25 protein-coding genes and 1 pseudogene are annotated in these 26,881 nt (G+C 35.7%); 19 read left to right on the top strand and 7 right to left on the bottom strand.

Features of this window, described 5'->3' with window-relative positions; translation table 11 throughout:
* Window positions 1-12: 12 nt before the first annotated feature.
* The 13 genes and pseudogenes from NBT05_RS14305 (at window position 13) to NBT05_RS18420 (ending at window position 14,856) form a co-directional block, all read left to right on the top strand.
* On the top strand, window positions 13-1,434 hold the full coding sequence (locus NBT05_RS14305) for a glycogen synthase (protein ID WP_265770545.1): 1,422 nt from the start codon (window positions 13-15) through the stop codon (window positions 1,432-1,434).
* The gene (locus tag NBT05_RS14310) at window positions 1,427-2,701 is read left to right on the top strand and encodes a glucose-1-phosphate adenylyltransferase (protein WP_265770546.1); all 1,275 of its coding nucleotides are present in this window, start codon (window positions 1,427-1,429) and stop codon (window positions 2,699-2,701) included. The genes NBT05_RS14305 and NBT05_RS14310 overlap by 8 nt, the downstream gene beginning before the upstream one ends.
* 23 nt (window positions 2,702-2,724) lie before the next feature.
* Complete coding sequence (gene glgB, locus NBT05_RS14315; RefSeq protein WP_265770547.1) at window positions 2,725-4,629, top strand: 1,4-alpha-glucan branching protein GlgB; 1,905 nt, start codon at window positions 2,725-2,727, stop codon at window positions 4,627-4,629.
* Window positions 4,630-4,759: 130 nt separating this feature from the next.
* Entirely contained in the window at window positions 4,760-7,168 is a 2,409-nt protein-coding gene (locus tag NBT05_RS14320) for a glycoside hydrolase family 31 protein (protein ID WP_265770548.1), read from the top strand.
* A 332-nt stretch (window positions 7,169-7,500) separates the two neighbouring features.
* Window positions 7,501-8,322, top strand: coding sequence for a M48 family metallopeptidase (locus NBT05_RS14325; RefSeq protein ID WP_265770549.1), 822 nt, complete (start codon window positions 7,501-7,503; stop codon window positions 8,320-8,322).
* Window positions 8,323-8,406: 84 nt separating this feature from the next.
* On the top strand, window positions 8,407-9,714 hold the full coding sequence (locus tag NBT05_RS14330; RefSeq protein ID WP_265770550.1) for an MFS transporter: 1,308 nt from the start codon (window positions 8,407-8,409) through the stop codon (window positions 9,712-9,714).
* Between the two features lie 155 nt (window positions 9,715-9,869).
* The gene (locus NBT05_RS14335; RefSeq protein WP_265770551.1) at window positions 9,870-10,361 is read left to right on the top strand and encodes a lipocalin family protein; all 492 of its coding nucleotides are present in this window, start codon (window positions 9,870-9,872) and stop codon (window positions 10,359-10,361) included.
* 29 nt (window positions 10,362-10,390) lie between these two features.
* Window positions 10,391-11,080 (top strand): OmpA family protein, encoded by a 690-nt coding sequence (locus NBT05_RS14340; protein ID WP_265770552.1) that lies wholly within the window; start codon window positions 10,391-10,393, stop codon window positions 11,078-11,080.
* Between the two features lie 220 nt (window positions 11,081-11,300).
* Complete coding sequence (locus tag NBT05_RS14345; RefSeq protein ID WP_265770553.1) at window positions 11,301-12,425, top strand: NAD(P)/FAD-dependent oxidoreductase; 1,125 nt, start codon at window positions 11,301-11,303, stop codon at window positions 12,423-12,425.
* Window positions 12,419-13,123: a methyltransferase domain-containing protein gene (locus tag NBT05_RS14350; protein WP_265770554.1), complete on the top strand. Its 705-nt coding sequence runs from the start codon at window positions 12,419-12,421 to the stop codon at window positions 13,121-13,123. The genes NBT05_RS14345 and NBT05_RS14350 overlap by 7 nt, the downstream gene beginning before the upstream one ends.
* Window positions 13,124-13,164: 41 nt before the next feature.
* On the top strand, window positions 13,165-14,217 hold the full coding sequence (locus NBT05_RS14355) for a type III polyketide synthase (protein ID WP_265770555.1): 1,053 nt from the start codon (window positions 13,165-13,167) through the stop codon (window positions 14,215-14,217).
* 211 nt (window positions 14,218-14,428) lie between these two features.
* A pseudogene (locus NBT05_RS14360) lies at window positions 14,429-14,620 on the top strand (DUF6364 family protein); the annotation flags it as partial.
* A 23-nt stretch (window positions 14,621-14,643) separates the two neighbouring features.
* A complete protein-coding gene (locus NBT05_RS18420) occupies window positions 14,644-14,856 on the top strand; it encodes a PIN domain-containing protein (protein WP_323670461.1) in 213 nt (70 codons plus the stop codon).
* Window positions 14,857-14,902: 46 nt separating this feature from the next.
* Here NBT05_RS18420 and NBT05_RS14365 read toward each other — a convergent pair whose 3' ends face one another.
* A complete protein-coding gene (locus tag NBT05_RS14365; protein ID WP_265770556.1) occupies window positions 14,903-15,445 on the bottom strand; it encodes a DUF6090 family protein in 543 nt (180 codons plus the stop codon).
* 141 nt (window positions 15,446-15,586) lie between these two features.
* Between NBT05_RS14365 and NBT05_RS14370 the strand changes: the two genes are divergently transcribed.
* Genes NBT05_RS14370 through NBT05_RS14390 form a run of 5 tightly spaced genes read left to right on the top strand, consistent with a single transcriptional unit; the run spans window position 15,587 to window position 18,631 of the window.
* Window positions 15,587-16,084 (top strand): hypothetical protein, encoded by a 498-nt coding sequence (locus NBT05_RS14370; RefSeq protein ID WP_265770557.1) that lies wholly within the window; start codon window positions 15,587-15,589, stop codon window positions 16,082-16,084.
* Window positions 16,081-16,536, top strand: a complete 456-nt coding sequence (locus NBT05_RS14375; protein ID WP_265770558.1) for a 3-hydroxyacyl-ACP dehydratase FabZ family protein — start codon at window positions 16,081-16,083, stop codon at window positions 16,534-16,536. Before NBT05_RS14370 ends, NBT05_RS14375 begins: the two co-directional genes overlap by 4 nt.
* Window positions 16,526-17,806 carry a beta-ketoacyl-[acyl-carrier-protein] synthase family protein gene (locus NBT05_RS14380; RefSeq protein ID WP_265770559.1) on the top strand — a complete coding sequence of 427 codons (1,281 nt, stop codon included), beginning with the start codon at window positions 16,526-16,528 and terminating at the stop codon, window positions 17,804-17,806. Before NBT05_RS14375 ends, NBT05_RS14380 begins: the two co-directional genes overlap by 11 nt.
* 21 nt (window positions 17,807-17,827) lie before the next feature.
* Complete coding sequence (locus NBT05_RS14385; protein WP_265770560.1) at window positions 17,828-18,079, top strand: acyl carrier protein; 252 nt, start codon at window positions 17,828-17,830, stop codon at window positions 18,077-18,079.
* A gap of 9 nt (window positions 18,080-18,088) precedes the next feature.
* Complete coding sequence (locus NBT05_RS14390; protein ID WP_265770561.1) at window positions 18,089-18,631, top strand: 4'-phosphopantetheinyl transferase superfamily protein; 543 nt, start codon at window positions 18,089-18,091, stop codon at window positions 18,629-18,631.
* Window positions 18,632-19,299: 668 nt separating this feature from the next.
* Here NBT05_RS14390 and NBT05_RS14395 read toward each other — a convergent pair.
* Entirely contained in the window at window positions 19,300-20,487 is a 1,188-nt protein-coding gene (locus NBT05_RS14395) for a multidrug effflux MFS transporter (protein ID WP_265770562.1), read from the bottom strand.
* Between the two features lie 364 nt (window positions 20,488-20,851).
* Between NBT05_RS14395 and NBT05_RS14400 the strand changes: the two genes are divergently transcribed.
* Window positions 20,852-21,445, top strand: coding sequence for a DUF4251 domain-containing protein (locus NBT05_RS14400; protein WP_265770563.1), 594 nt, complete (start codon window positions 20,852-20,854; stop codon window positions 21,443-21,445).
* Window positions 21,446-21,549: 104 nt separating this feature from the next.
* Here NBT05_RS14400 and NBT05_RS14405 read toward each other — a convergent pair whose 3' ends face one another.
* From NBT05_RS14405 to NBT05_RS14425, 5 genes are all read right to left on the bottom strand, one after another.
* Window positions 21,550-22,209, bottom strand: coding sequence for a hypothetical protein (locus NBT05_RS14405; protein ID WP_265770564.1), 660 nt, complete (start codon window positions 22,207-22,209; stop codon window positions 21,550-21,552).
* Window positions 22,193-22,909: a hypothetical protein gene (locus NBT05_RS14410; protein WP_265770566.1), complete on the bottom strand. Its 717-nt coding sequence runs from the start codon at window positions 22,907-22,909 to the stop codon at window positions 22,193-22,195. Before NBT05_RS14410 ends, NBT05_RS14405 begins: the two co-directional genes overlap by 17 nt.
* Before the next feature lie 225 nt (window positions 22,910-23,134).
* Window positions 23,135-25,396 (bottom strand): lytic polysaccharide monooxygenase, encoded by a 2,262-nt coding sequence (locus NBT05_RS14415; protein ID WP_265770567.1) that lies wholly within the window; start codon window positions 25,394-25,396, stop codon window positions 23,135-23,137.
* 256 nt (window positions 25,397-25,652) lie between these two features.
* A complete protein-coding gene (locus NBT05_RS14420) occupies window positions 25,653-26,339 on the bottom strand; it encodes an SCO family protein (RefSeq protein WP_265770568.1) in 687 nt (228 codons plus the stop codon).
* Window positions 26,329-26,880: a toxin-antitoxin system YwqK family antitoxin gene (locus NBT05_RS14425; protein WP_265770569.1), complete on the bottom strand. Its 552-nt coding sequence runs from the start codon at window positions 26,878-26,880 to the stop codon at window positions 26,329-26,331. The genes NBT05_RS14420 and NBT05_RS14425 overlap by 11 nt, the downstream gene beginning before the upstream one ends.
* Between the last annotated feature and the right edge of the window lies 1 nt (window position 26,881).

A 26,881-nucleotide genomic window follows, 5' to 3' on the forward strand; every position in this document is an offset into this window, starting at 1 on the left:
GTCACCCTTCTTATGGAAGTATTACATATTAGCTTTGAGTTCTATCCTTTAGCAAAAACAGGCGGTCTGGCTGACGTGGTCGGAGCTTTACCAAAATACTTAAACAACCTGGATATCTCGACGGGAGTTATTCTTCCTAAATATGATAAAAGTACTTTTCAGGATTTAAAAGTCATTAGTCAGACAGAAGGTACCGTATTGCTGGGTACAACAGAATACCTATATACTATTGAAGAAATTAAAGATACCCGTTTTGAATTTCCGTTATATATAGTAGCTATACCTTCTTTACTCAATCGAGATCAAATGTACGGATATCCCGATGATGTAGAGCGCTTCCTTGGTTTTCAAATAGCTGTTCTACAGTGGATATTAACATTAAAAGATAAACCACAGATACTTCATTGTCATGATCATCATACCGGGTTGATTCCATTTATGAAAGATTATTGTTATGATTTTGAAGATTTAAAACCATTAAAAAGTATTATTACTATTCATAATGCACAATACCAGGGACAATTTGGGTATGAATATGAACATTACCTCCCTTATTTCAACGAGGAAGATAAAGGCTTACTAGACTGGGATCAACTTATCAATCCATTGGCTACGGCTATAAAATGTGCTGATCGTGTGACTACGGTATCACCTACATACATGAGAGAGCTTCAACAATCGGCAGCAGGGCTAGAAGGTTTATTAGTACATGAAAAGAACAAGTGTATCGGTATTTTAAATGGAATTGATGCTACTTATTGGAACCCTAAAACTGATAGCTTATTAAAAGAGCCATACGACAGAAGAAATTTTATTTCCAAACGCAAAATACATAAAGAGTGGTTGTGTGATACCTATGGATTTATAAAGGAACTCCCGTTATTTATTTTTATCGGAAGGTTAGTTTATGAAAAAGGGGTCGACTTATTACCGGAAGTTATTGAGAAAATAATGCCACAAGCAAATTTAAATTTGTTACTTCTAGGTTCCGGAGATCAAGTTATTGCAGCAAATTTGAAAGCTGCTGCTCAAAAAGTGGGTACGCATTGTCAGGTTCATATTGGATATGACGAACAACTATCTCACCTTATGTATGCAGGAGGGGATTTTATTTTAATGCCATCCCGGGTAGAACCTTGTGGGCTCAATCAGATGTATGCTTTACGTTACGGTACTATCCCTGTTGTAAGGCGAACCGGAGGACTTCAAGATACAGTAGTGGATATTGGAGACGACGGTTACGGTATTTGTCATGCACAAGCTACCGTTACTGATATCTGTGAAGGTATTAGGCGAGCTGTTGAACTTTATAGTAATTCAAAATTCTATCGACAGACCCAACGTAAAGCCATGCAAATAGATAATTCGTGGAATCATTCAGCTAAACAATATAAAACTCTATATCAGTCACTTATAAAATATATTCATGATTAATAAAAAAGTACTTGCAGTCATACTAGGGGGTGGACAAGGAACCCGTTTATCCCCTCTTACTGATGACAGATCAAAACCGGCGGTTTCTATTGCAGGAAAATACAGACTGGTAGACATTCCTATTTCTAACTGTATTCATTATGATATAAAAAGGATGTTTGTGTTAACCCAGTTTAACTCGGCATCACTTAACCGACATATTAAAAATACGTATCGATTTAGCTCTTTTAGTAATGCTTTTGTAGACATTCTTGCTGCCGAACAAACGCCAAATAACAAAACCTGGTTCCAGGGAACAGCAGATGCGGTTCGGCAATCTTTGCATCACTTATTAAATCATGAATTTGAATATGTGCTGATTCTATCCGGAGATCAGTTGTATCGGATGGACCTCGATCGTTTTTTACGAGAACACGAAGAAAAGAATGCTGAGATCACCGTAGCTACCATACCGGTGACCGCCGAAGAATCCCATGCTTTTGGTATATTAAAGACTGATGATAATTTAAATATTTCATCCTTTATTGAAAAGCCTCCTTTAGATAAATTACCGGGTTGGGAATCCGAGGTAAGTCCGCAAATGAAAAAACAGGACAGAATTTACTTGGCTTCCATGGGGATCTATATGTTTAACAGAGACTTATTAATTGATATCTTATCTAATACGGAAACCATAGATTTTGGGAAAGAAATTTTACCACAATCCATAGGTAAACATAAAATTGCAGCCTATCAGTATGAAGGATACTGGACAGATATTGGTACCATACCCTCCTTTTTTGAAGCTAATATAGGATTAACTGATCCTATTCCTGATTTTGACCTGTTTGACACCAGTAATTCAGTTTTAACCCGACCCAGAATATTACCTCCTTCTAAGATTATGAGTACTATGCTCAACAAAAGTATGATTGCAGACGGATGTATTATCAATGCCAAGGAAATTAGTAATTCAGTGATTGGGATACGATCCAGGATTGGTAAAGATACTGTAATTAATGACACGTATATGATTGGGGGTAATATCTACCAATCTCTTGAAGAAATGGAAGATGATAAAGAAAATAACCGTCCGTGTATCGGAGTAGGGGATCGCTGTGATATATCTTATGCAATTATTGATAAAGATGCACGGATTGGAGATAATGTTGTTATAAAAGGTGGTAAGCATCTTGAAGATAAAGAAGAAGATACCTATGTCGTACGAGATGGCGTAATTGTGATTCGTCGTCGGGCTATTATTCATAACGGAACTATTATTTCTTAAGTAGTTACAATAATTTAATATATATGGCAGACGTGCTTCCACATAGTTTATTTACTGATTTTGATATCGAATTATTTAAGGCAGGTAAGCATTATCGCCTTTTCGATAAATTTGGTTCTCATTTACTTACTAGAGATGGCCAGGAAGGAACTTATTTTTCGGTTTGGGCACCTAACGCCAAACAAGTTTCAGTTACCGGAGACTTTAATTATTGGAATGACCAAGAGCATCTATTAAAAGTACGATGGGATTCTTCGGGGATTTGGGAAGGGTTCATACCGGGAATACAACAAGGTGCTTTATACAAATATAAAATTCAGTCCCAGGAAGGAACTTATACTGAAAAAGCAGATCCTTATGCCCGTCGTTGTGAACACCCACCTAGTACCGCTTCTGTGGTTTGGAAAGATCATTATGAATGGAAGGATACTGATTGGCAACAAAATCGAGGTGAAAAAAATAGTCTAACTGCCCCCTTTTCAGTGTATGAAGTTCATTTACCTTCCTGGAGAAAAAAACCAGGAGAAAACCGCTCGTTATCTTACTACGAATTAGCAGACGAACTAGTAGCGTACCTCAAGGAAATGGAATTTACACACGTGGAGTTTATGCCGGTGATGGAATTTCCGTATGACCCTTCCTGGGGATACCAAATAACCGGATATTTTGCACCGACTTCCCGCTTAGGCTACCCGGAAGAACTTAAATACCTTATCGACCAATTGCATCAAAACGGTATCGGAATTATTTTGGACTGGGTACCCTCTCATTTTCCGGAAGACGCGCATGGACTTGGAAATTTTGACGGTTCGCATCTTTATGAACATCCGGACAAACGAAGAGGGTACCACCCGGACTGGAAAAGCCTTATCTTTAATTACGGACGTAATGAGGTAAAAAGTTTTTTAATTAGTAATGCGATTTATTGGTTACAGAATTATCATATTGACGGATTACGGGTAGATGCTGTTGCCTCGATGTTATTTTTAGATTATTCCCGTGAGGAAGGAGAATGGGAACCTAATATCTATGGCGGAAATGAAAACCTGGAAGCCATCGAGTTCTTAAAAGAATTAAATTTAGAAGTATATAAGAGTTTTCCTGATGTTCAAATGATTGCCGAAGAATCCACTTCTTTTTCCGGTGTTTCCAAACCGGTTTTTTTAGGGGGATTGGGGTTTGGCATGAAATGGATGATGGGGTGGATGAATGATACCTTGTTGTATTTTCAAAAAGAAACGGTATACCGTAATTATCACCATAATGATATCTCCTTTAGCTTGACCTATGCATTTGCTGAAAATTTTTTGCTACCCTTAAGCCATGATGAAGTGGTACATGGCAAAGGAAGTATTATCGGGCGTATGCCAGGAGATGAATGGCAACAATTCGCTAATCTGAGGCTGTTATATTGCTATATGTTTACCCATCCCGGAACTAAACTTCTGTTTATGGGATCAGAGTTTGGGCAACATGCAGAGTGGGATTTTAATGATCAACTGGATTGGTATGTTTTAGAATATAAATTTCACTATGGTGTAAAACAATTGGTTAAAGAGTTAAATGCTTTGTATAAAAAAGAAGAGGCTTTATATAAACATCAGTTTGATCAGCAGGGATTTGAATGGATTAGTTATGACGACCATGAAAATTCGGTACTTAGTTATATCCGAAAAGGAGAGCATGAAAAAGATTGGGTCATTGTAATTTGTAATTTTACCCAAGTTCCTCGAACTGATTATCGTATAGGAGTTCCCAAAAAAGGTTCTTTAACTGAAATTTTTAACAGCGACGCCGATCGTTTTGCCGGAAGCGAGATGTCTTGTACTACCAAGGTGAAAATTGAGAAAATCGGATGGCAAGGAAGAACTCACAGTGCATCCGTCGAACTACCGCCATTAGCGGTTCGGATGTTTAAGATTTCTTAACTACTAAATTCATCTAAAACTAATATATTTTTTCAAACGTTTTCGCTTAAATTCTCTTAATAACTACTAGCAAATAAAATTTTTAATTACCAATAGTTATTGTTCTTTTACTAATTGGAAAAAAAAAGTTATGATATTAAATACGGAATTAGAAGTAAAAGGAAATATGTTTCCGGGGAAGGTAGTATCGTACTCTCACCTGGTTGATAAAATCAATTTTGCTTCGGAAAATGGGGTCTTATTACAAATTACCATTTTAAGGGGGAGTGTTGTTCGTTTTCGATATGCTACTGATAATAATTTTGAACAGGATTTCTCCTATGCGATCAGTGAAACTGCCGTAAAAGGATACAGTTTACTAGAAGTCGAAGAATTAGAAGATTCATATCAAATTGTTACTAAAAAATTAAAGATTTTAGTGACTAAAGTGGATATGAGGGTAACGATAAAAGATCATAATGATAAAATTATTCTTCAGGATGAATTAGGCTTTCACTATGAACAAAGTTATGAGTTCGGTGGAAATATCGTAAAGATGAGTAAAGTAGCTCCGCAGAGCGAATGTTACTATGGCCTGGGCGATAAGCCGATGCATTTAAACTTAAAAGGGAAGCGTGTACATAACTGGGCTACCGATCAATATGCTTTTGGCAAAGATCAGGACCCGTTGTACAAAGCAGTTCCTTTTTATATTGGATTGCATGATCAGAAAGCCTACGGAGTGTTTTTTGATAACACTTTTAAGTCCTATTTTGACTTCTGTCAGGAACGTCGTAATGTAACCAGTTTCTGGGCGCACGGAGGAGAAATGAATTATTATTTCTTTTATGGTCCGGATATGCAGGAAGTTATTACTCGCTATACCGATCTTACCGGAAAGCCTGAGTTACCACCACTATGGGCATTAGGTTACCATCAGTGTAAATGGAGTTATTATCCGGAAAGTCGAGTAAAAGAAGTTGCTAATAAATTCAGGGAATTACAAATTCCATGTGATGCCATCTACCTGGATATTGACTACATGGATGGTTTCCGTTGTTTTACCTGGGATAAAGAATATTTCCCTGATCCGAAACGAATGGTAAAAGAACTGGCAGATGATGGGTTTAAAACGATTGTAATTATAGATCCCGGAATTAAAATTGACGAAGATTATTGGGTTTATCAAGAAGCAATAGAAAAAGATTACTTCTGTAAACGTGCGGATGGTCCTTACATGCGCGGAAAAGTATGGCCGGGCGAATGTTTCTTTCCGGATTATACCAATCCGGAAGTCCGAGAATGGTGGGCAGGCCTTTTTAAAGAGTTAGTAGATGAAATAGGAGTAAAGGGCGTTTGGAATGATATGAACGAACCTGCGGTCATGGACGTACCTGGAAAAACCTTTCCTAACGATGTACGCCATGACTATGATGGTAATGCTTGTAGTCATCGCAAGGCACATAATATCTACGGAACCCAGATGGCACGGGCTACGTATGAAGGAGTTAAGCGCTTTGCTTATCCCTTACGACCCTTCGTTATTACAAGATCAGCCTACTCGGGAGCGCAACGTTATACCAGTTCCTGGACCGGGGATAATATTGCTACCTGGGAGCATTTATACATTGCAAATGTACAGGCGCAACGTATGAGCATGAGTGGGATGTCTTTTACCGGTAGTGATATCGGGGGATTTGCTGAGCAGCCTACGGGAGAACTTTATGCCCGATGGATTCAGCTAGGGGTATTTCATCCTTTTTGCAGAACCCATTCTTCCGGAGATCATGGTGATCAGGAACCCTGGACATTTGGCCCGGAAGTAGTAGACGTTACGCGTAAATACGTTTCACTACGTTACGAATTGTTACCTTATTTATATACCATGTTTTGGGAATATGCAACCGAAGGAATCCCCATGTTAAAATCTTTGGTTTTATACGATCAGGAAGATACGCAAACTAATTACCGTACGGATGAATTTGTCTTTGGAAACCAAATTTTAGTGTGTCCGATCCAGGAACCTAATGCATTGGGTCGAAGAATGTTTATTCCACGTGGTAACTGGTACAATTACTGGACACATGAATATGTAGAAGGTGGTTTAGAACAATGGGTAGACGCTCCGTTGGATACCATTCCTTTATTTGTAAAAGAAGGAGCTATTATTCCAAAATATCCGGTACAGCAATATGTGGGAGAAAAGAAAATCGAAGAACTGTTATTAGAATTATACTATAAAAAAGGTAATAAGGAAACTTCTCAGGTATATGAAGATGAACAGGACGGATATGATTATACAAAAGGCAGGTATAGCCTTCGTAGCTTTTCATTTACCGGAAAAGAAGATGAAGTTATCATTCAGCAACATATCACAGGTTCTTATGTTACCGAATATGAAAAAATGCGCTTTAAATTGATCGGTGTTCCCTTTCAATTAGAGTCGGTAGAAATTGATAACGTTACGGTAAACCTGTCTGAAGTAGAATACAATTTGGAACAACAAACTTTATTAGTACCTAAAGACTTTAATGTACTGCATTTGGTAGGAAAGAAGTGAAAACAGGAATAAATTAAATGTCTGATTAACTTTTTTCCAGATGTTTTTAGAAATTTATTAAGGTGAGAAGAGGAAATTTAGTGACGATACTAAATTTCCTCTTTTAATAAATGGTAAGTACTGGGTCTGGTAAAGTAAATAGTCAACCCTGTTTTATCAGACAGTTATTTGTAACTTATTATTAACAGTTTGTTAGCTATCCAACTTATACTGCTACCACATCATACATACGAACCATACCATAACAGTTAACATAATTTATGATTGGAACGTTTCCTCTTCACAATATTTGTAATTTTGATTTTTATAATAAAGAATAGAACATTACAATCATGAAAATCACCAAAATTTTATATTTAATAGTTGTTTTAACTATTGTAAATGCGTGTGCTACCAATCCTTTTACTGGAAAGAAGACGTTAGCTATTGTACCTAATTCTCAAATATTACCTGCTGCCTTTCAACAATATGATCAATTTTTAAAAGAAAACAAAGTGGTTACCGGCACAAATGAAGCAGAACTGATCAAAAGAGTGGGTCAAAAAATATCCAAAGCTTCCGAAAGATGGTTAAATGCAAACGGACATCCGGAATATTTAGAAGGATATTCATGGGAATATAACTTAGTTAAAAATGAGGCAGTGAACGCCTGGTGTATGCCCGGGGGTAAAATTGTATTTTATACTGGTATTATGCCCATTGCCAAAACAGAAGCCGGAATTGCAGCGGTTATGGGTCACGAAGTAGCTCATGCTCTTGCTAATCATGGTCAGCAACGGATGAGCGCAGGCCAAATACAACAACTAGCAGCTGTAGGAACTAGTGTGGCTGTAAGTGGTAAAAGTCAGGCGACACAACAGCTAGTAGGAACTGCTTTTGGGTTAGGAACCCAGTTTGGGGTAATGTTACCCTTTAGTCGTAGTCATGAAACCGAAGCAGATAAAATTGGATTAACCTTAATGGCTATTGCCGGATACAATCCGGACGAGGCGGCAAATCTATGGCAACGTATGAAAGCTAATAGCGGTGGACAAGCACCACCGGAATTTATGAGTACGCATCCTTCTAATGACACCCGGATCGCAAACTTAACCGCTTGGGCTCCTGCTGCAAAGATAGAAGCTAAAAAATTTGGTGTTACTAGCTTTAAGTAATTGTAAACTTATTAGTTTCTTATAAATATATTAGTATTTTAGAAGCCGTTCTTACTTTTAGGAACGGTTTTTATTTTATTATGTATGAAAGTTCCATTACCTAAAGGTGATAAAAAACTATTAAACGCCTGGGCGTTCTACGATTGGGCCAACTCAGTATATAGTTTAACTATTGTATCGGCGGTTTTTCCTATTTTCTACGGAGTATTGTTTGAAAAAGGAGAAAGCGTTTCTATCTTGGGAACCACGATTAGAAGTACCCCTTTGATCACCTATGCTACTGCCCTTGGCTTTATTATAGTAGCTGTGACTTCCCCATTTTTATCCGGAATTGCCGATCATATCGGGAATAAGAAAAACTTTATGAAGTTTTTTAACTACCTGGGAGCAGCATCCTGTATCGGATTGTTTTGGTTTACTAAAGAAACTATTTATACAGGTTTACTTTTCTATATACTGGCACTAGTAGGTTTTTGGGGAAGTATTGTCTTTTACAATTCCTATTTACCAGATATAGCTTTTGAAGAACAACAAGATGCAGTAAGTGCTAAAGGGTATTCACTTGGATATCTAGGTAGCGTATTGCTATTAGCTTTAAATCTGACCATGGTATTGTATTACGAAACTTTTGGATTTGAAAATGCTATTATCAGTATGCGTTATTCATTTTTATTAGTGGGAGTTTGGTGGATTGGTTTTAGTCAGTATACATACTACTATTTACCTAAAGGTTTCAAGAAAGAGCAAGAGGTGACCAATTCATTATGGAACGGGTATAAAGAACTACAAAAAGTTTGGAAAAACCTGTCTACTCAAACTGCATTAAAGAGATACTTAGGTGCATTTTTTGTCTATAGCATGGCTGTACAAACCGTAATGTTAGTAGCTACCTACTTCGGCGAACAAGAAATAGACTGGGGAGGGGATGATCAAAAAACCATGGGACTTATTATCAGTATCCTGGTCATACAATTAGTAGCTATTCTAGGAGCTGTTCTCACCTCAAAAGCTTCGGCAAAATTCGGAAATGTAAAGACATTAATTGGGTTAAACTTTATTTGGGCTTTTGTTTGTCTATATGCCTATTTTGTAACAACCTCAACACAGTTTTATGCTACTGCAGCTGTAGTCGGATTGGTGATGGGGGGTATACAAGCTTTATCCAGATCGACTTATGCTAAATTTCTTCCGGAAACTCAGGATACCACTTCTTATTTTAGTTTTTTCGATGTAGCTGAAAAGATAGGAATTGTCATTGGTATGGCAATCTTTGCAACAGTTGACGTACTTACAGATAGTATGCGCTATGCTGTGCTTCTCTTATTTTTATTTTTTATTATTGGGATCATTCTACTATTACGTGTATTAAAAATAGTTCCTCAACAATCATAAGTCTTAATTGGGTATAGGATAAAGATTATCGTGTAAGAGTTCAGGCTTAAAAAGGCTAAGTTATAATTTCGTTAAAACAATATTAATCAATTTATAATCGTATTTATTTATTAAGATAATTACGTAATCTAGCTTTAAATTTGGAAGTTACCCCTATGAAAACCTGTAAATATATAGTTGTTTTAATAAGTTTTATCCTCTTAGGATCTTGCTCTGCTACCACAAGAACTATTAATGGTGTACAAAGGTCGCTTAAAGGTCAATGGTCTTTAGATAAAATCACCTACAGCAGATCAGGTATTTTTGATGTTATTCTATATGATGACGCTTCAGCAGAATGTTTGACCGGAAGTGTATGGACTTTTATACCGAACAATAATACCGGTTTTTATTCCGTAAACCAAAGTAGCTGTGTTTCCACCGGTGATCGTAGATTTCGTTTTAACATTCCCGAATCAGACGCAAACGGCAATTTTAGTTTTTTATTTAAACCCATTGATGCTAAAAAGAAAAGTACTAATGGTAATAGAGGATACCGGATGGGACTTCCTTTGTTAGACGAAAACCAAATGACCTGGACACAAACCATTTCTATGGAGGGAGCACCTTTTGTAATTACCATGAATTTTAATAGACTTCAACAATAAATATTTAAAAATTAAGTAAATAAGTAATCATGAAATCAATAACAAATAAATTAGCAGTAGGCTTTATCTCTTTATCCATGTTGGTAAGTTGTGATGCGGTACAGAATGCAAATAAAACACAAAAAGGAGCCGTTATTGGTACCACGGCCGGCGCTGTATTGGGTGGTGTTATCGGTAATAATGTAGGAAAACGAAATTCTGCCTTAGGAGCAGTAATCGGTGGTGTAGTAGGAGGTGTTGCCGGTGGTGTGATCGGTAAAAAAATGGACAAGCAAGCTCAAAAGATAGAGGAAGAATTACCAGGGGCGGAAGTAACTCGAGTAGGTGAAGGAATCGATATAGTTTTAGACGAAAATAGCGGAGTACGCTTTGCTACAAATAAAAGTGATATTAACGGGCAATCTCAGGAAAACTTGAATAAACTTATCAATATTTTTAAAGAATATCCGGATACAAATATTGTTATTGAAGGACATACGGATAGTTCAGGCGATGATGCTTACAATTTAGCTTTATCTGAAAAGAGGGCAAAATCCGTAACGAGTTATTTAACAAGTAACGGAATCTCAGGTAGTCGAATTACCACCTACTGGCACGGAGAAACCTTACCAAAATATGACAATACTACGGCAGAAGGAAGAGCTAAAAACCGTCGTGTTGAAATTGGTGTAGTTGCTAATGAAAAGATGATCCAAGATGCAAAACAAGGAGTAGACTAGGCATTACTTTTAAAAAACATTTTAAAACTTCCGGAGGATACAGGTAACACTGAAATCCTCCGGATTTTTTATTTTATAAAGTAAAAGGTTATAATACAGCAACGTCACATCGAGACGCTCAATTTTACCACTCGACCTGACGGTAACATAGAAATACTTTTTACCTTTAAAACAGTTATATTCCTATTAAATTTTACTTCAAAATACGTATCTTTCCTACTTGAAAAAGAAATTACATATTGCAATTATCGGAGGGGGTTTAGCAGGATTAGTAAGCGCTATTGACCTTTGCCAACGAGGATTTCAAGTTACCCTCATAGAAAAAGACAGCTTTCCGCGTCATAAGGTTTGTGGGGAATATATATCAAATGAGATATTACCCTATTTTGAGTTTCTAGGGATTCATATGAAAGAGCTGACCGATGTCAAAATTTCTAAACTATTTCTAAGTACACAAGATGGAAATACTATTGAGAGTAACTTAAATTCAGGTGGTTTTGGCGTTAGCCGTTACACCTTAGATCATTATTTATATAAAAAAGCAATAAAAGAAGGAACAATCTTTATTGAAGGACAGGCAATTCAAATTAAAAATGACAAAAAAGAGAAAATTATAATTCTTCAGGATAAAAAGAAAATTACCTGTGACTTAATCATAGGCGCTTTTGGTAAGCGCTCTAATTTAGATAAAGCTTTACAACGGGATTTTACTTCGGTGATATCACCGTGGTTAGGAGTTAAAGCACATTATCAAGGTGATTTTCCTAAAGAACAAGTTGCCTTGCATAATTTTGATGGCGGTTATTGCGGAATTTCAAAAGTTGAGGAGGACAAAATTAATGTTTGTTACCTTGTTCATTTTGAAAGTTTTAAAGCCTATAGAAATTTAGAAGATTTTGAATACTCGGTATTGCATGAAAATAAATATCTACGGAGTTTTCTTAATAATTCAGAAATGATCTTTGATAAACCCATCACTATAAGCCAGGTAAACTTCGCCAAAAAAAAATTAGTAGAAGATGAAATATTAATGGTAGGAGATGCAGCCGGACTTATCCATCCTTTATGCGGTAATGGAATGGCAATGGCAATAAAAGGCGCAAAACTAGTTGCAGATATACTAACTATTTATGCAGACGGAATTATAACTAAAGATCAAATGTACGCCAAGTACAAGCGAGAATGGAAACAACAATTTTCCAATCGGTTACGGGCTGGTAGAATTTTACAGAAAATGTTATTGAACAAGCATATTCAACAAACTTCTTATAAATTTGCTAAAATGGTTCCGGCATTAGTGCCGGTTATTATCAAGCAAACACATGGCAAACCTATGGTATGTTAAATTATAAATATCGTAGCTCAGAACGGGAATTAATGGATCATCCGGATATTGATCAGGAAGTATTAAATGAGGCATTAAGAGATGTATCAAGGGTAAATAAGTTACTGGGAGGTAATCGAATTACTATCAATGCGGTTTTTAAACGAATACTTTTATTAAAAAATGATAATCCCGTAATATTAGATTTAGGTTGTGGGGACGGAGAGATATTACGGTTATTAGCAGGCAAAGCCAGAAAAAAGAGAATATCTGCAACCTTTATAGGTGTGGATATTAGTGAAAAAGGGATTCGACAAGCTATAAAACAAAGTAAAGATTATCCGGAAATCAGGTATGTTTGTAAAGATCTAAAAGCGTTGGACCCAATCCAATATGGATGTGATATTCTAATCTGCACCTTAACTTTGCATCATCTGCCGGATGCTGAAATTATTAAAATTCTTCAGAAAAGTATGACGCTGGTATTTGATAGTATTATTATTAATGATTTGCATAGAAATAAATTAGCCTCCTTTTTTTTCAGAATTTTTAGTTTGTTTTTGATCAAAAGTAAGGTAGCTAAACATGATGGTTTAGTTTCTATAAAAAGTGCATTTGTTAGAAAGGATTTTTTAAATTATGCTACACATCTGAATTTTAAAAATACAAGCATATCCTGGCGTTGGGCATTTCGCTACGAATGGATTATCGCAAAATAATATTATAGGATTGATTCATATATTATCAATAAAACAATAGATTGAGTACAAAAATTGTAAGTATAGCTAAAGCGCTTCCGGCGTATTCTCGACAAACCGATGAAATCATTCCATTTGTCAAACAATGGATGAACGCGCAGGAAGAGCGCTTTCAAAGGAAAGTCATTAAAATTTTTGAAAATGCTGCGGTAGATAAACGTTATAGTATCATGGCACCTGAAGAAGTGTTTACAGCCACTTCATTTCAGGAAAAAAATGATATCTATATCCGTGAAGTAAAAAAGTTAGGTAAAAATGTTTTGACTGATGCCTTACACAAAGCAGACTGGAAACCAGATTCTTTGGATTATATTATTACGGTAAGTTGTACCGGAATTATGATTCCATCTTTGGATGCTTACTTAATCAATGATGTAGGACTTAAGCAGGATGTGGTGCGCTTACCTGTGACTGAGATGGGTTGTGCTGCTGGGGTTTCAGGGATGATTTATGCCCATAATTTTTTAAAAGCAAACCCGGGAAAACGAGCGGCTGTTATTGCAGTAGAAGCACCAACAGCAACGTTTCAGTTAGAAGATTATAGCATGGTAAATATTGTAAGTGCCGCTATCTTCGGAGATGGTGCTGCCTGCGTACTTTTATCTTCTGAAGAAGAAGCCATAGGTCCTAAGATTTTAGGGGAAGGAATGTACCATTTTTATGATAATACTCATATGATGGGGTTTAATTTAACCAATACCGGGTTGCAGATGATCTTAGATAAATCAGTACCCGAAACAATTGCCAGTCATTTTCCGAAGATTATTCATCCCTTTTTAGCATCCTTCGGAAAAGATATCGAACAAGTTGATCATTTGATTTTTCATCCGGGAGGAAAAAAAATAGTAATGACCGTTGAAGAATTGTTCGGAAGTTTGGGTAAAAATATTGAAGATACGAAGGAAGTCTTACGTGCTTATGGAAATATGAGTAGTGCTACGGTATTGTACGTTTTAGAAAGGTTTATAAATAAAAATCCTTCTCCCGGAGAAGTCGGATTATTACTAAGTTTTGGTCCGGGATTCTCTGCACAGCGGGTTTTAGTGGAGTGGTAGGTGCATATTCCCACCCCAGCCCTCCCTGAGGGAGGGGGTTTAATTTTTTACTTTTTGTAAGGATTTGTATTTGATCTTTGACAGTATAGTATGTTATCACAAAAATTTTTTAAATACGTAAATTTTATTATCTTAAATTATATAATTCGACATTATGGATACTGAATTAACTTTAAAGTTAGATAGTGATACTATTTAAAAAGCTAAAGCATATGCTTCTAAAAGAAAAATTAGCCTTTCTCAAATAGTAGAGAAACATTTACAGGCTATAACTTCTGAAGAAGTAAATGAAACTTTTGAGATTTCATCATTCGTAAAAAAAATGACAACTGAAAATAACATGCCTTCGGATCTTGATTATAAAGAAGAATATTCTAATTATTTACTCAAAAAGTATCAATAAGTTCAAAAAGAAGTAAAATATTTTTGGATACAAATGTCGTTTTAGACCTTCTTAGTATTAGAAAGCCCTTTTATGATTCTATTGCAAAAATTGCAACTTTAGCGGAAAAACAAAAGATAGTTTTAGTAGTCTCACAAATATCGTTTGCTACCGTTAATTACTTCCTTACTAAATTTGAAAATAACAAGGTTGCCAGAGTCCAGTTAAAATGGCTGATGAATATGTATAAAGTTTAATGTAGTTATTTTTTTAAAGGAAAAAGATCAAATTTTTAAGAAACCCTCATTCGTTTAAAATTTTACGAATATCTCTTTGTACTTCATCTTGTGTTCTTATTAATTCTTCAAGCATGAATTTCATTTTCAACTTTGTATCTATAGCAGTTGAAGTCCAATTGGAGTAAATAAAATCTAAAATTTTATTCAATTTGTACTCTACTAGTTCTTTTCCCTCTTCAATATCCGCTAAGATGGATAATCTTTCATAAGGTAATAATTCTATTTTTGTGTTAGATAGTGCTTTCCAATAGTTTAATCTAATTGCTGGCGCATATACTCCTTTTGCCTTTTCGATAATTTGAAGAAGGGATACCGTTTCATCTTCCGAGTAAGAATTCAATGTATCAATAAGTATTTTCTGCTTAGGTATTTTTTCAGTTATTTCCACATCAGTTTCTTTTAACTCCATTTTTAAAGCAGTAAAGAATTTTGCTATATATTTTCTATCCTTTCTTTCTTCATTCCAATTATTAATAGCTAGGGCAAGTAATACTCCAATAAGAACCGGAATAATATCTCTTAGAAACTTTTTAAAATTATTTTTCATTCACATAATTTCTTAAACGGTTTATATAAAGCGCTAAAAATAGTAAAAGATGTACTCAATCTTATAACATAAATAAAGGTTGTGACGGATTAGTTTGTAATATGCAATACATTATATCAATTACTTTCTTAAATTTAGTTCATGAAAAAATTTGTATTGATATGTCTAATCCTTTTTCCGGTAATTGCTTGTTCTGGTGATGATAAAAAGGATAATGAGGAAAATATGACTACTGATCCTGAAGTGGTAGATATTACGGAAGAAGCTCAAGTAACAAATGTAACTGTTCAGGGAGAACCCGGAGCTTATACTTTTGCCGTAGAAATAAAAAGTCCGGATACCGGATGTGATCAATATGCGGATTGGTGGGAAGTCGTAACTGCTGAAGGTACACTTATATATCGAAGAATTCTCGCTCATAGTCATGTGGCGGAACAACCTTTTACCCGTTCCGGAGGAAAAATTGTCATTAATCCGGAAGATTCGGTTTTGGTTCGTGTACATATGAATAATACAGGATATGCTAGAAATGTGTTTAGTGGTTCTGTGGCTAAAGGTTTTAAGGCAACAGAAGTACAATTGGAGGCAGATACAACTTTGGCGAAGACCGCACCTTTACCAAATGGCTGTGGAGGATGATTAAAACAACCGAAGAAATTATTTCTTTATTACCTTATCAGGAACCATTTTTATTTGTAGATAAAATTGAAAGTATTTCTGATGAAGGATGTACCGGATATTATACGTTACAACCTGATGCGTTTTTTTATAAAGGACATTTTAAAGACCACCCAGTCACCCCGGGAGTCATCCTTACTGAAATAATGGCACAGATCGGATTAGTCTGTTTGGGTATTTATCTTAGTGATGTGAAATTACAACTGAATCAGGTAGGGGTTGCGATGAGTAGTACCCATATGGAGTTTTTAAAATCAGTATTACCCAGTGAAAAAGTAAAAGTAACTTCCTTAAAGCAATACTTTAGGTTTAATAAGCTAAAATGCGAAGTACGAATGTTTAACGAACTGAATATATTAGTAGCAAAGGGTACTATTTCAGGGATGATTGTACCCATTTCTAATGAAAAATAGAAGGGTAGTGGTTACCGGATTAGGTGTAGTGGCACCTAATGGTCATACCGTAGCTGATTTTAATGAGGCTATTCAAAATGGAACCAGCGGGATTACTCATTTTGAGGAATTAGAAAAATTAAATTTTTCATGCCAAGTAGCTGGTATACCGAAATATAACAAAGATTACTTAAATAATTACTTTACTCAACTTCAACAACGGGGTTTACTAGCCACTGGCTTAGAGTACGGGGTTATTGCAGGCATGGATGCCTGGAAAGATGCAAAACTACCGGTAGTTCCAAAAGACGAAAGTCCCAACTACGACGCAGGAATCATTATGGGTTCTGGTACCATGGGAGTAGGTAAATTTCGGGAAGCTATTTTAAAGGTAGATGAAGGGAAGGTAAGACGTTTGGGTAGCACAACAGTACTGCAAACTATGGCTAGTGGTGTCAGTGCGTATTTAGGTGGTATTTTAGGTTGTGGGAACATGGTTACTACAAATTCATCAGCCTGTAGTACAGGTACTGAGGCGATTTTGTTGGGTTATGAGCGAATTCAATCCGGAAATGCAGAAGTTATGTTAGTAGGCAGTACTAGCGATAGCGGACCTTATATTTGGGGAGGCTTTGACGCTATGCGTATTTTACCCAGCCAATATAATCATCGTCCTGAACAAGCTTCAAGACCTATGAGTCAGGATGCAACCGGTTTTGTACCCGGTAGTGGTGCCGGGGCATTAGTACTCGAAAGTTTGGATAGTGCACTACAACGCGATGCAACCATTTACGCTGAAATTTTGGGGGGACATGTAAATAATGGCGGACAACGTAAGGGAGGTAGTCTTACAGCTCCTAACAATGAAGCAGTACAACGATGTATCCAAAAAGCTGTCGCTAATGCGCAAATTGATCCGAATGAAATTGATGCTATTAATGGTCACTTAACGGCCACTACCAAAGACCCGGTAGAGATTGACAATTGGAGTAAAGCTTTAGATAGAAGCGGTTCGGATTTTCCCTATGTTAATTCTTTAAAATCTATGATTGGACATTGTATTGCTGCTTCCGGCAGTATCGAGAGTGTTGCTAGCGTATTGCAGTTGCATCACGGGTTTATCTTCGGTAACATTAATTGCGAACCTATCCACGCGGATATTTTAATACAAGTAGATTCGAATAGAATAGTGCAAAAAACTCAGAATATTTCAGTAAATATTATCGCAAAAGCTAGTTTTGGTTTTGGTGATGTCAATGCATGTGTTATCTTTAAAAAGTTTAAGAAATAACCCTATTTGCACGATAAACCTATGGATGATAAAGCGCTTTTTATTCCAAAAATTAAAGAAATTATAGCTCCATACGTTGAAAATCAGGAAAATTTTGAAAATATTTCCCTAGATACTGATTTTATACAAGATCTAGATATTAATTCAGCTAATCTGGTAGATATTATACTTGATGTAGAGGATGCTTATCAGATTGAAATAGATAACGATGCTATGAACCGCATGACAACCGTAGGCGCTTCTATAGAAGTTATTCAGGAAAAGAAGAAATAGAACAAAGGTATGATCGGGAATGATATAGTGAATCTTACACTAGCCCGAAAACAAAGTAACTGGCAACGTAAAGGTTGGTTAGAAAAGGTATTTACTAATGACGAAATAAGCTATATTCAAAATTCTTTAGTTCCGGAGCATAGCGTTTGGATGTTATGGTCTCAAAAAGAAGCAGCTTATAAAGCCCATCAAAGACTTACCCGTTGTAAATCCTGGTATCAACCCAAAAAAATCATTTGTTCGTTAACCAACGAGGTAGTTACTATTGATAACTATACTTTCTTTACTACTACTGATATCCATCCGGAGTATATCTATAGCCAGGCATATTTAAAAAATAAAATTAGTTATTCGCAAATATGCCCAGGAGCTCAAGGTGAAGTTCGTCAACTTTTATTAAAGTATCTCTCAAAAACGAATTTCCTACAGATCCAACATCTTAAGATTGTAAAGGATTCCTTGGGGATTCCATATATACATTATCACCAACAACAATACCCTCAATCCTTTTCTATTACACACCACGGAAATTATGCTGCATTTAATATGTAGTAATATTTTGTTTAAGGTTGTGTTGTCATTCTGTCAGCTATTAAAATCATTATAAATACAAATATCTAAAATGCTTAATATCAGTTTTTTATTAAAGTTAAGTAAAGTTTTAATTTAATATTATCAGTAATGCTTTTTTTTATTTAAAGATGTAATCAAATTGTCTAAAGGTTAATACTATAGATAAAACCTATAGTCATAACTCAGTTAAATTTTATATATATAATTGTAGATATCTACAATTATAGATAATATATAGTGGCTTTGAACCATAATACATGTTGGAATCATTCCAAATTATTGTAGGAATTTAAAATTGATTTTGTCGGTAAAATACAACCTTAAAAAGATTTAAAAGATTTGGACAAACGAATATTTGTAAAACTCTTTCTTTTATATATTAGAGGTGAAAGACCTAGTGGTCAAAGTATTTTTAAAAATAGTACTCTTTGGAATAAGTTTAGTAGATTTAAAAATGGGCTACAAAATACCTAGTAGATTGACAAAACATAAAATCTCAAAAAAATTCGAGCCTAAAGGCTTTTAGTTTACAAATAGAAGGATCCGAAAAATATATTGGGTTTGCTATTTATAGCCAGAAGTATATTTACTATGAAGAATGATAAAATCCGTTAGTTCGAATATTGAATACTTAAATGATAATAAAATTAAGTTACTCTATTAATATATACTAAAATCAATATCGAAATCAATGCGCAAATGCTGAATCCGATAAAAATAGGTAATACGGTAGCAGTAACAAAAGTTCCAATCCAAAAACTAATAGGTACTGCAAGAATGGTTGAAATAAAACCGGAAACGGATGCACCGACACCTGCTACATGACCCATGGGTTCCATAGCCAATGCTCTTAAATTTCCAAAAAGGAAACCGATAGCTAAAAATTGGACGATAAGAAAGATAATAAGAATTTCTATTACAGGATTACCTGAATTGTAAAGTAGGATCACATACGTAAGCGAAATTGCAAAAAATGTAAATAGCGCAATCTTCACCAGTTGATACATTCCTATTTTAAGAACTAACACTCCGTTTAATAATATGGCAACTCCTACGGAAAAAGCTAATAGTCCAAAAACAAATGGAAACTGATCTGCCAGGTCATATTGAACTTCGAAAATTTGTTGAGCCGTACTCAAATAGGTCATAAAAGATCCGACAATAAAACCGGTGATTAAGGTATACCCAATGGCTTGTTTGTTTTTTAGTACCTCTTTAAACCCAAAACGTACCCGTTTAAAACTTAGCGGGGTTTTATATGCGGTCGGTAAGGTTTCAGCTTGTCTTTGCCAAAACCATAGGCTAACAAATACACTTATGAGAAGCTGACCGTAGAAAATTCCTTTCCAATCAGAAAATTCTAAAATACCTTTTCCTATAGTTGGTGCTATAATAGGTACTAAGATAAATACGACGGTAACAAAAGACATAATACGCGCCATATAATCCCCACTATACTTATCCCGGATCATCGCAATGCTCATGGTTCGTGGGGCAGACAATCCTATACCCTGTAGGATTCTACCGATAATCATTGTTTGTAAATTAGTGGCGTAAACACAAAGTAAACTGGCTACTCCAAAAATTAAGAAACCAATATAGACTACAGGTTTTCGTCCCACACTGTCTGAGATAGGTCCGTAAGCTAGAGGGCCAATCCCCATACCTAAGAAAATCATGGTGATGATAAGTTGTTCATCCGCCGGATGGGTTGTGCCTAGTGCTTTACCCATATCAGATAATGCAGGAAGTACGGCATCAATACATAGTGCGGTGATCGACATTAAGGAAGCCATTAAGGCTATAAACTCAAATTGTCTGATTTTTTGAAGCATCCGGCAAATGTAGTTTTTTTAACTTCGGAGACATTACTTCAATAAAATTATATCTTGATAAAAAGAGATTTTTACCCAAAGATGTACGTTAAGCTTATTCTTAATTTTTTAATGGTTTTAATGTATAAATGACGAGAGTTTTAGTAATCAGCTTGTTATTAAATATTTAAATTATTTTTAACCATTTTCAGTATATATTATGAATCCTTACTAGTCTCGAAATAGGAAGTAAATATGGTTAAAGTTGAATGTTTCCGTTTATTAACCACTTTAGTCCTGGTAAGACTTTAATTGAAGTATAAATTTTATTAAATAGAACTAGTTAAACGTTTAGATGTGAGTATCTTGTAAAAAACACAAAATAATGCGAATTTTAATTAAAGTAGGAGTTTTATTAATAGTTTCTATGCTATGGGGAAGTTGTAAGACCTCTCAGGTAAATAATACAGAACTACTTTCAGGAAGTAAGGTAGAACAGCTATTACAAAACCGAAACCTGGAAATGCAGATGCAATGGGCTAATCCACTTAATACGGTAGCGATAAATGCCATTTTGAATAGTGGCTTATTACCACCGGGTCAGACCGGAAATCAAATTAGTCTTATTGGTAATGGTAATTATTTTAGAATTAAAGGAGATACCATAGCTGCGTATTTACCTTTTTATGGTGAAAGAAGATTTGGAGGTGCCTATGGTCGGGATGCTCAAATAGAGTTTGAAGATATTCCTAAAAATTTAGAGATTACCCGAAATGAGAAAAAAGGATATTTTGATTTAAAATTTGAAATTCGCGATAAAAATCATTCTACAGACAACTATCAAGTAAGTGCGCAATTGTATCCTGGAAATAAAGGAGTGGTTACGATTAATAGCAGTAGCCGAACGGTTATTTCATATAGTGGTACCATTCAGCCTTTAGCTAAAGAGGAAGTAGTATCTGTTGAAGGGAAGGAGTAGGGGATAGACACTAGAAACAAGATAATTATTAATGGTGCACATCCCGACCGCAGCACACCCCAGGGGAGGGAGTTTTACTTTTTATTTTACATATAAGCATTCTACTACCTGAGAGAAAAAGTAATTCCGGCGTATAAAAACACATAGTTTGCCCGGTCAAAAAAAGACTGAATCTCCTGATTAGTTTCGATTCTTAGAAAATCCCGGATCCATTGAGCGTTTATATGAATACCTAAAAATCGAGTAAATTCATATTGCAAAGTTCCGGTAATACTCATTGAGAATCCGTTATCCTTAAAATTTAATTTATTAACTCCTTTAAATTCATTGCGATAATTAGCCCAGCCGGCTCCCAGCGTACTCCTAAAACTCAAAGGAAAATTATGAATTGTAAATTGTCGCCCCATATTCATATAATAATGGCAGATGGTTGCGTTATCAAAATTACCAGTAAGCGTAGTATCATCTGTAGTAGCTTTATAAATATTAAAATCATAACCAAAGATGTATTTAGGATTCAAAAAAAATGTAGCATTAAAGTGGTGGGATGTTTTTTTGCTGTAGGTTTTAAGAAAGGTATCTCCATAGGACAAAGGATAACCTACAGCGGCAGATAATATTATACGAGCCCAATCTGTGGATTTATCGTTCTTTGTGATAAGTTGTTCCTGCTTTTCTACTGGTTTGGTTTGACCATTAAGTGAATAAGAGAGGACTTTACATAGGCAGATAGCGATAACAATACTTCTAAAATTCAAATTCATAGGTTTGGTTTTCATTTGGAACTAATTTTAAAGTATTTACCAGTAGTTGAGTTTGATTTCGCAGGGAATACTCAAATCGAAGGGTATCCTTTTCTACTAATCGATCTAAATTGATGAGCTGTTCGTTTTCTGTAGGTAACATCGTTCCCGAAGCACATAATAGTTCATTACCTAGTTGGTCATCTTGTTTTGTCAATTTTATACGCTGTATAGTGTTCGAACAATACACCCGGTAATTTAAAGTGTCTTGAGTAGAAGTATTCCGGATGATTTTAAAAGTTCCTTGTGTGATTTTTGATAAGATCACCTGACCGGTATCAAATTTAAAATCTATAACTCTAGGGGAAGGTAAATCTATGAATTCTTTAGTAATTATACCTTCATTGTGAAAGGCTTCTTCCGGATGATTGATTCTGATATGAAGTGCCTGATTAGGAACTAAAGAGGTGAACTGATAAAATCCTTTATTGTCACTTTGGGCATGTCCAAAAGTAAATACCGCTTTAGATTCATTAAAAAAATTATTATCTGCAGCATAAATAACTACATTAATATTTGATAACGAATTGGCATCGGTATCGACAAGCGTACCTGTAACTAAAAAGCGTTCATTATCTACTACATCCAGTTCACATTGGGTTCCAAGACAAAGCATACTGGCACAGGCTATTCTATAGAATAGCTTCGGGATTGACTTCATAACTGTTCGTTTTTTTAATAGATGACAAACAGTTAATAGGGTTGCTTGGTAGTTATAAAAAATTATTTTATCACGTAGTATTTGCTTTAATATCATACAAACCAGCTAATAAAAAAACAACCTTCTAAATGAATAGAAGGTTGTTTTATAAGAGGAGGGAAGGGATTTACTTAAACGTAAGTATTGTATTTCCCTGAACTATTTATAAGTTGTTCAAATAGTACCTTATTCTACAATAAGTTTTAAGGTACGATTAGCACCGGATCGATTTGCTATTTTAATCAAGTATAATCCTGATGGTAATCCGGATACGTTCATATTAATCTGTCTGGTACTAGTATCGATTAGCATAGAGCGTAAGGTCTTCCCGGATAAATCGGTAAGCGTAAGCCTACTGTCTATCAAATCTTCCGAATTTTCAATGACCACATTGGCGATTGCAGGATTAGGATACATAGTAAATGAAAGTTCTTCAACGCTTTTATTATTCGCATCACAATCAGGTGCTTGCGTAGAATTACTAAAATAAATCGTATAAGAATCTGCTACCAAAGCAAAATTACTACCATCAACAGCAACATCATAGGTTCCGTCTAATCCGTCTATACCAGTATTCACCAAGGTAATTTGAGGGTTTTCACTATTAAAACTTTGGCTCGCACCACTAAAATCAATATACCATGGCGCAACGTTTAAGTCAAAAGCGAATTGGTATAATCCATTATTTTCTAAGCTCCATTTTATGGTAAATTTGGTCATATTATCCATATTTGGACCATTTTTTCCTAGAATATGTACGTTACTAAAGGAATTATCCCTGGTTGCCAGAGCAGTTGGAGTTTCAAAATCGCAAGTTCCATCATTTGTATCCAAGTTACCTACCTGGATGGTAACGCTGGCCATATCATTACCACCTTTTCCATCAGATACGCTTACCCTTGCGGTATAAGTTCCAGTTTCAGTATAGGTATAAGAAGATATAGCAGTACTTCCACTAGTCCCGTTACCATAATCAATAACGTAGGTAAGATCATCACCATCAGCATCGGTTGATCCGGATGCGTCAAAAGAAACTTCTAACGGAGCCGTACCACTGATCGGAGTGGCAGTTAGTGAAGCTACCGGAGCTTTATTACTTCCTCCGGAACCACCACTACAGGAAGGAGGGGTAGTTGAATTACTAAGATATAAAGTAAAGCCACCGGATTGTGATACCATTACAAAATCATTTTCATTGATAGTTACGTTATATGAACCATCCATTCCGTCAATACCCGTACCTGTTAGGGTAATGGTTGGGTTAGCCGAGTCAAACGTATAAGTGGCAGAAGATTTTAAATCAACGTACCAACTAGGCTGACCGTTATCTGTATTTAAGGAGAAAACGTATAAACCTTTATTTCCTAAATCCCAATTAACATTGAATTTACTCACATTACTCAAATCCGGAGCGTCTTCACCTAGAGCATATATGTTATTAAAAGTTGCGTTCATAGAAGGTAAGGCCGATGGTCTTGGTGTATCAAAAGGACAAACCACTTCTTCGCACTTAGCATCTTTCACCAAGCTAACGGATTTACTTAACTTTTCTGTAAATTCACCGTCAGATACGGTTAAGGTTACGTCAGCACTTTCTAATCCTGTATAGGTATGAGACACCGTTTTACCAGTTGCACTTGTTCCGTCTCCAAAGTCCCAGGTATAAGTTAACGTATCTCCGTTAGGATCCGTAGTACCTGAAGCGTCAAATGCGACTGTTTCTCCTCCACATCTCCCGGCATCACCTTCAAAAGCAGGTACGGGTGGTTGATTAGGTAATAAAGTATTTCCAAAATCTATATCACTGGTAGCATAGAAAGCTTCCGGGGTTAAAGAGCGTTGCCAGATACTAAAAAGGATATGCTTACCGGTTCTGGGAGGAAGTACTATATCAATATTATCCGTAGCCGAAGCATCTCTTGGTTCGGTACGGGTAAGGAGTTCCAGGCTATCCCAGGTAAGGGGTTGATCCGGAGTCCAACTAGCCTTGGTAATATAAACTTCATAATATAAAGTCTGGTGTGGTGCGGTATTCGTCCATGTTACCGTCAGAGGTCCTGGTTTTACTGCGGTAGCTACCCAGTCGTTACGCACTTGGTCGAGTCCTCCGTATTTATCAGGACGTCCGGCACTCGCCAGGTTACCGTCATTAATGATGGTACGGTGTTTTCCTCCGGCATCCATTCGTGCTACTTCGTTCCAATCATAAAAAGCCTGGGTACCCCAACCGATAATGGCTGCTTCACAAGCAGGGGAGTCCGGACTTTGCGGATCTTCCTGAAAACATACCCATGACCGACTAGGCGGATAGGTAACCGTACCGTGTGATACAACAGATTGAAGAGGGGCAAATAGTACTATCGCACATAGGGCAAGGTGTATAGACCTTTTTGTAAAATAAAGCGAAACTTTATTTAATTTTTGAAATTTGAGTTTGTGTTTTTGCATGGTATTAATTAATTATCATCAATAATATTTCTGTTAAAATTTGCTCTAAATTTACTACTTTATGATTGATTTTAATCGATAGTCACAATTTGTTTATGTAAGAATGGCTTTACATTAAACAAATAGTTTTTCAAGCCTCTAAAAAGAAGAAAGAGTAAAGAAATAATAGAAAAGTTTTATCAGTAGATGAATGAACCCAATAAACGTTTTAGAATTGTTTATTTAAGTTTATTGAGTTCGTAAAGAAAGTACAAATTTAGCCTTCTTTCTTTAAAATTTCAATATGTCGTTGTAAACGTTCTACTTCCTCAGGTAAGGTACCTTTATACACACCACGAATATGACCTTGTTTATCTACTAACACCAAATTTTCGGTATGGATAAAGGCGTTTTTATCGTGTGTTTGTTTATAGGTATCATCAGCAAAATAGGCGTCTCGAGCCAATTTATAAATTTTGTCTTTTTCCCCAGTAACTAGATACCATTGCTCGGGATTTATTTTAAATCTCTCCCCGTATTTTTTTAAAATTTCAACGGAATCATACTCCGGAAAGACGCTATGCGAAATTAATTTAATGTCCGGATCGTTCTGATAAACATCCTGTAAAGTAAGCATATTATTTGTTAACCTTACACAAATACTTGGGCAGGTAGTAAAGAAAAAGTTGGCTACATAAATATATCCATTTAAGTCTTTATTGGTAATTTTATTTCCTAATTGATTGGTAAAACTAAAGTCGGAAATTTTATGAATTTTTTTGACGTCGGTTTGACTTGGGTTCCAGGTAGGAGTGAAGTCTGCCGTATTATAAAAGGGGAGTTGCGTTACTTTTTTTTCGGCTAGTTTGATGGGTTTTTCACTGGCTTCACTAGTTTTTTGATTTTTACAGGAACATAAGCATCCTGCTAGTAAAACAATAATTCCTAATTTTCTAATCCACATACGTATCTGATTTACAACCTTCGGCGCCAATTAACCCAAAGCGTTCTCCCTGAATAACCTGATAATTAGCTTTTATTTTTCCGTCAACATTCCAAATCCGTTGGGTGCCATTTTCTTTACCGTCAATGTAGTTAAATTCTTTGGCTAACTGTCCGGAAGCATACCAATCCCGTTGCACACCCGTAGGATTTCCAAAATCATCAAATTGATGGATAAATTCCAGTTGGCCGTTATTCCACCAGGCTTTATGGGTTCCTGATTCTTTTCCGTTTGTAAAATAGCGTACCGCTGCCCGGGCACCATTATGATAGAATCTTTCTTCCTTACCATGTTTTTTTCCTTCCAAATAAGGTATTTTAGCTAGGGTAATCGTATCCGTTTTAGAAAAAAGCATACCTGTAAAAGGTTTGTTCTGATAATACATCATTCCATCTTTTAAGGTCAATTCCTTATCACTAATATCCAATTCCTGCATCTGAGACGTACAAGAGTTTAACAAAAGGATAAAAAATAGAAAAACGGTTAGTACGTTAGCAAACATA

This window comes from Aquimarina sp. ERC-38 (genome assembly GCF_026222555.1).
Taxonomy (GTDB): Bacteria; Bacteroidota; Bacteroidia; order Flavobacteriales; family Flavobacteriaceae; genus Aquimarina.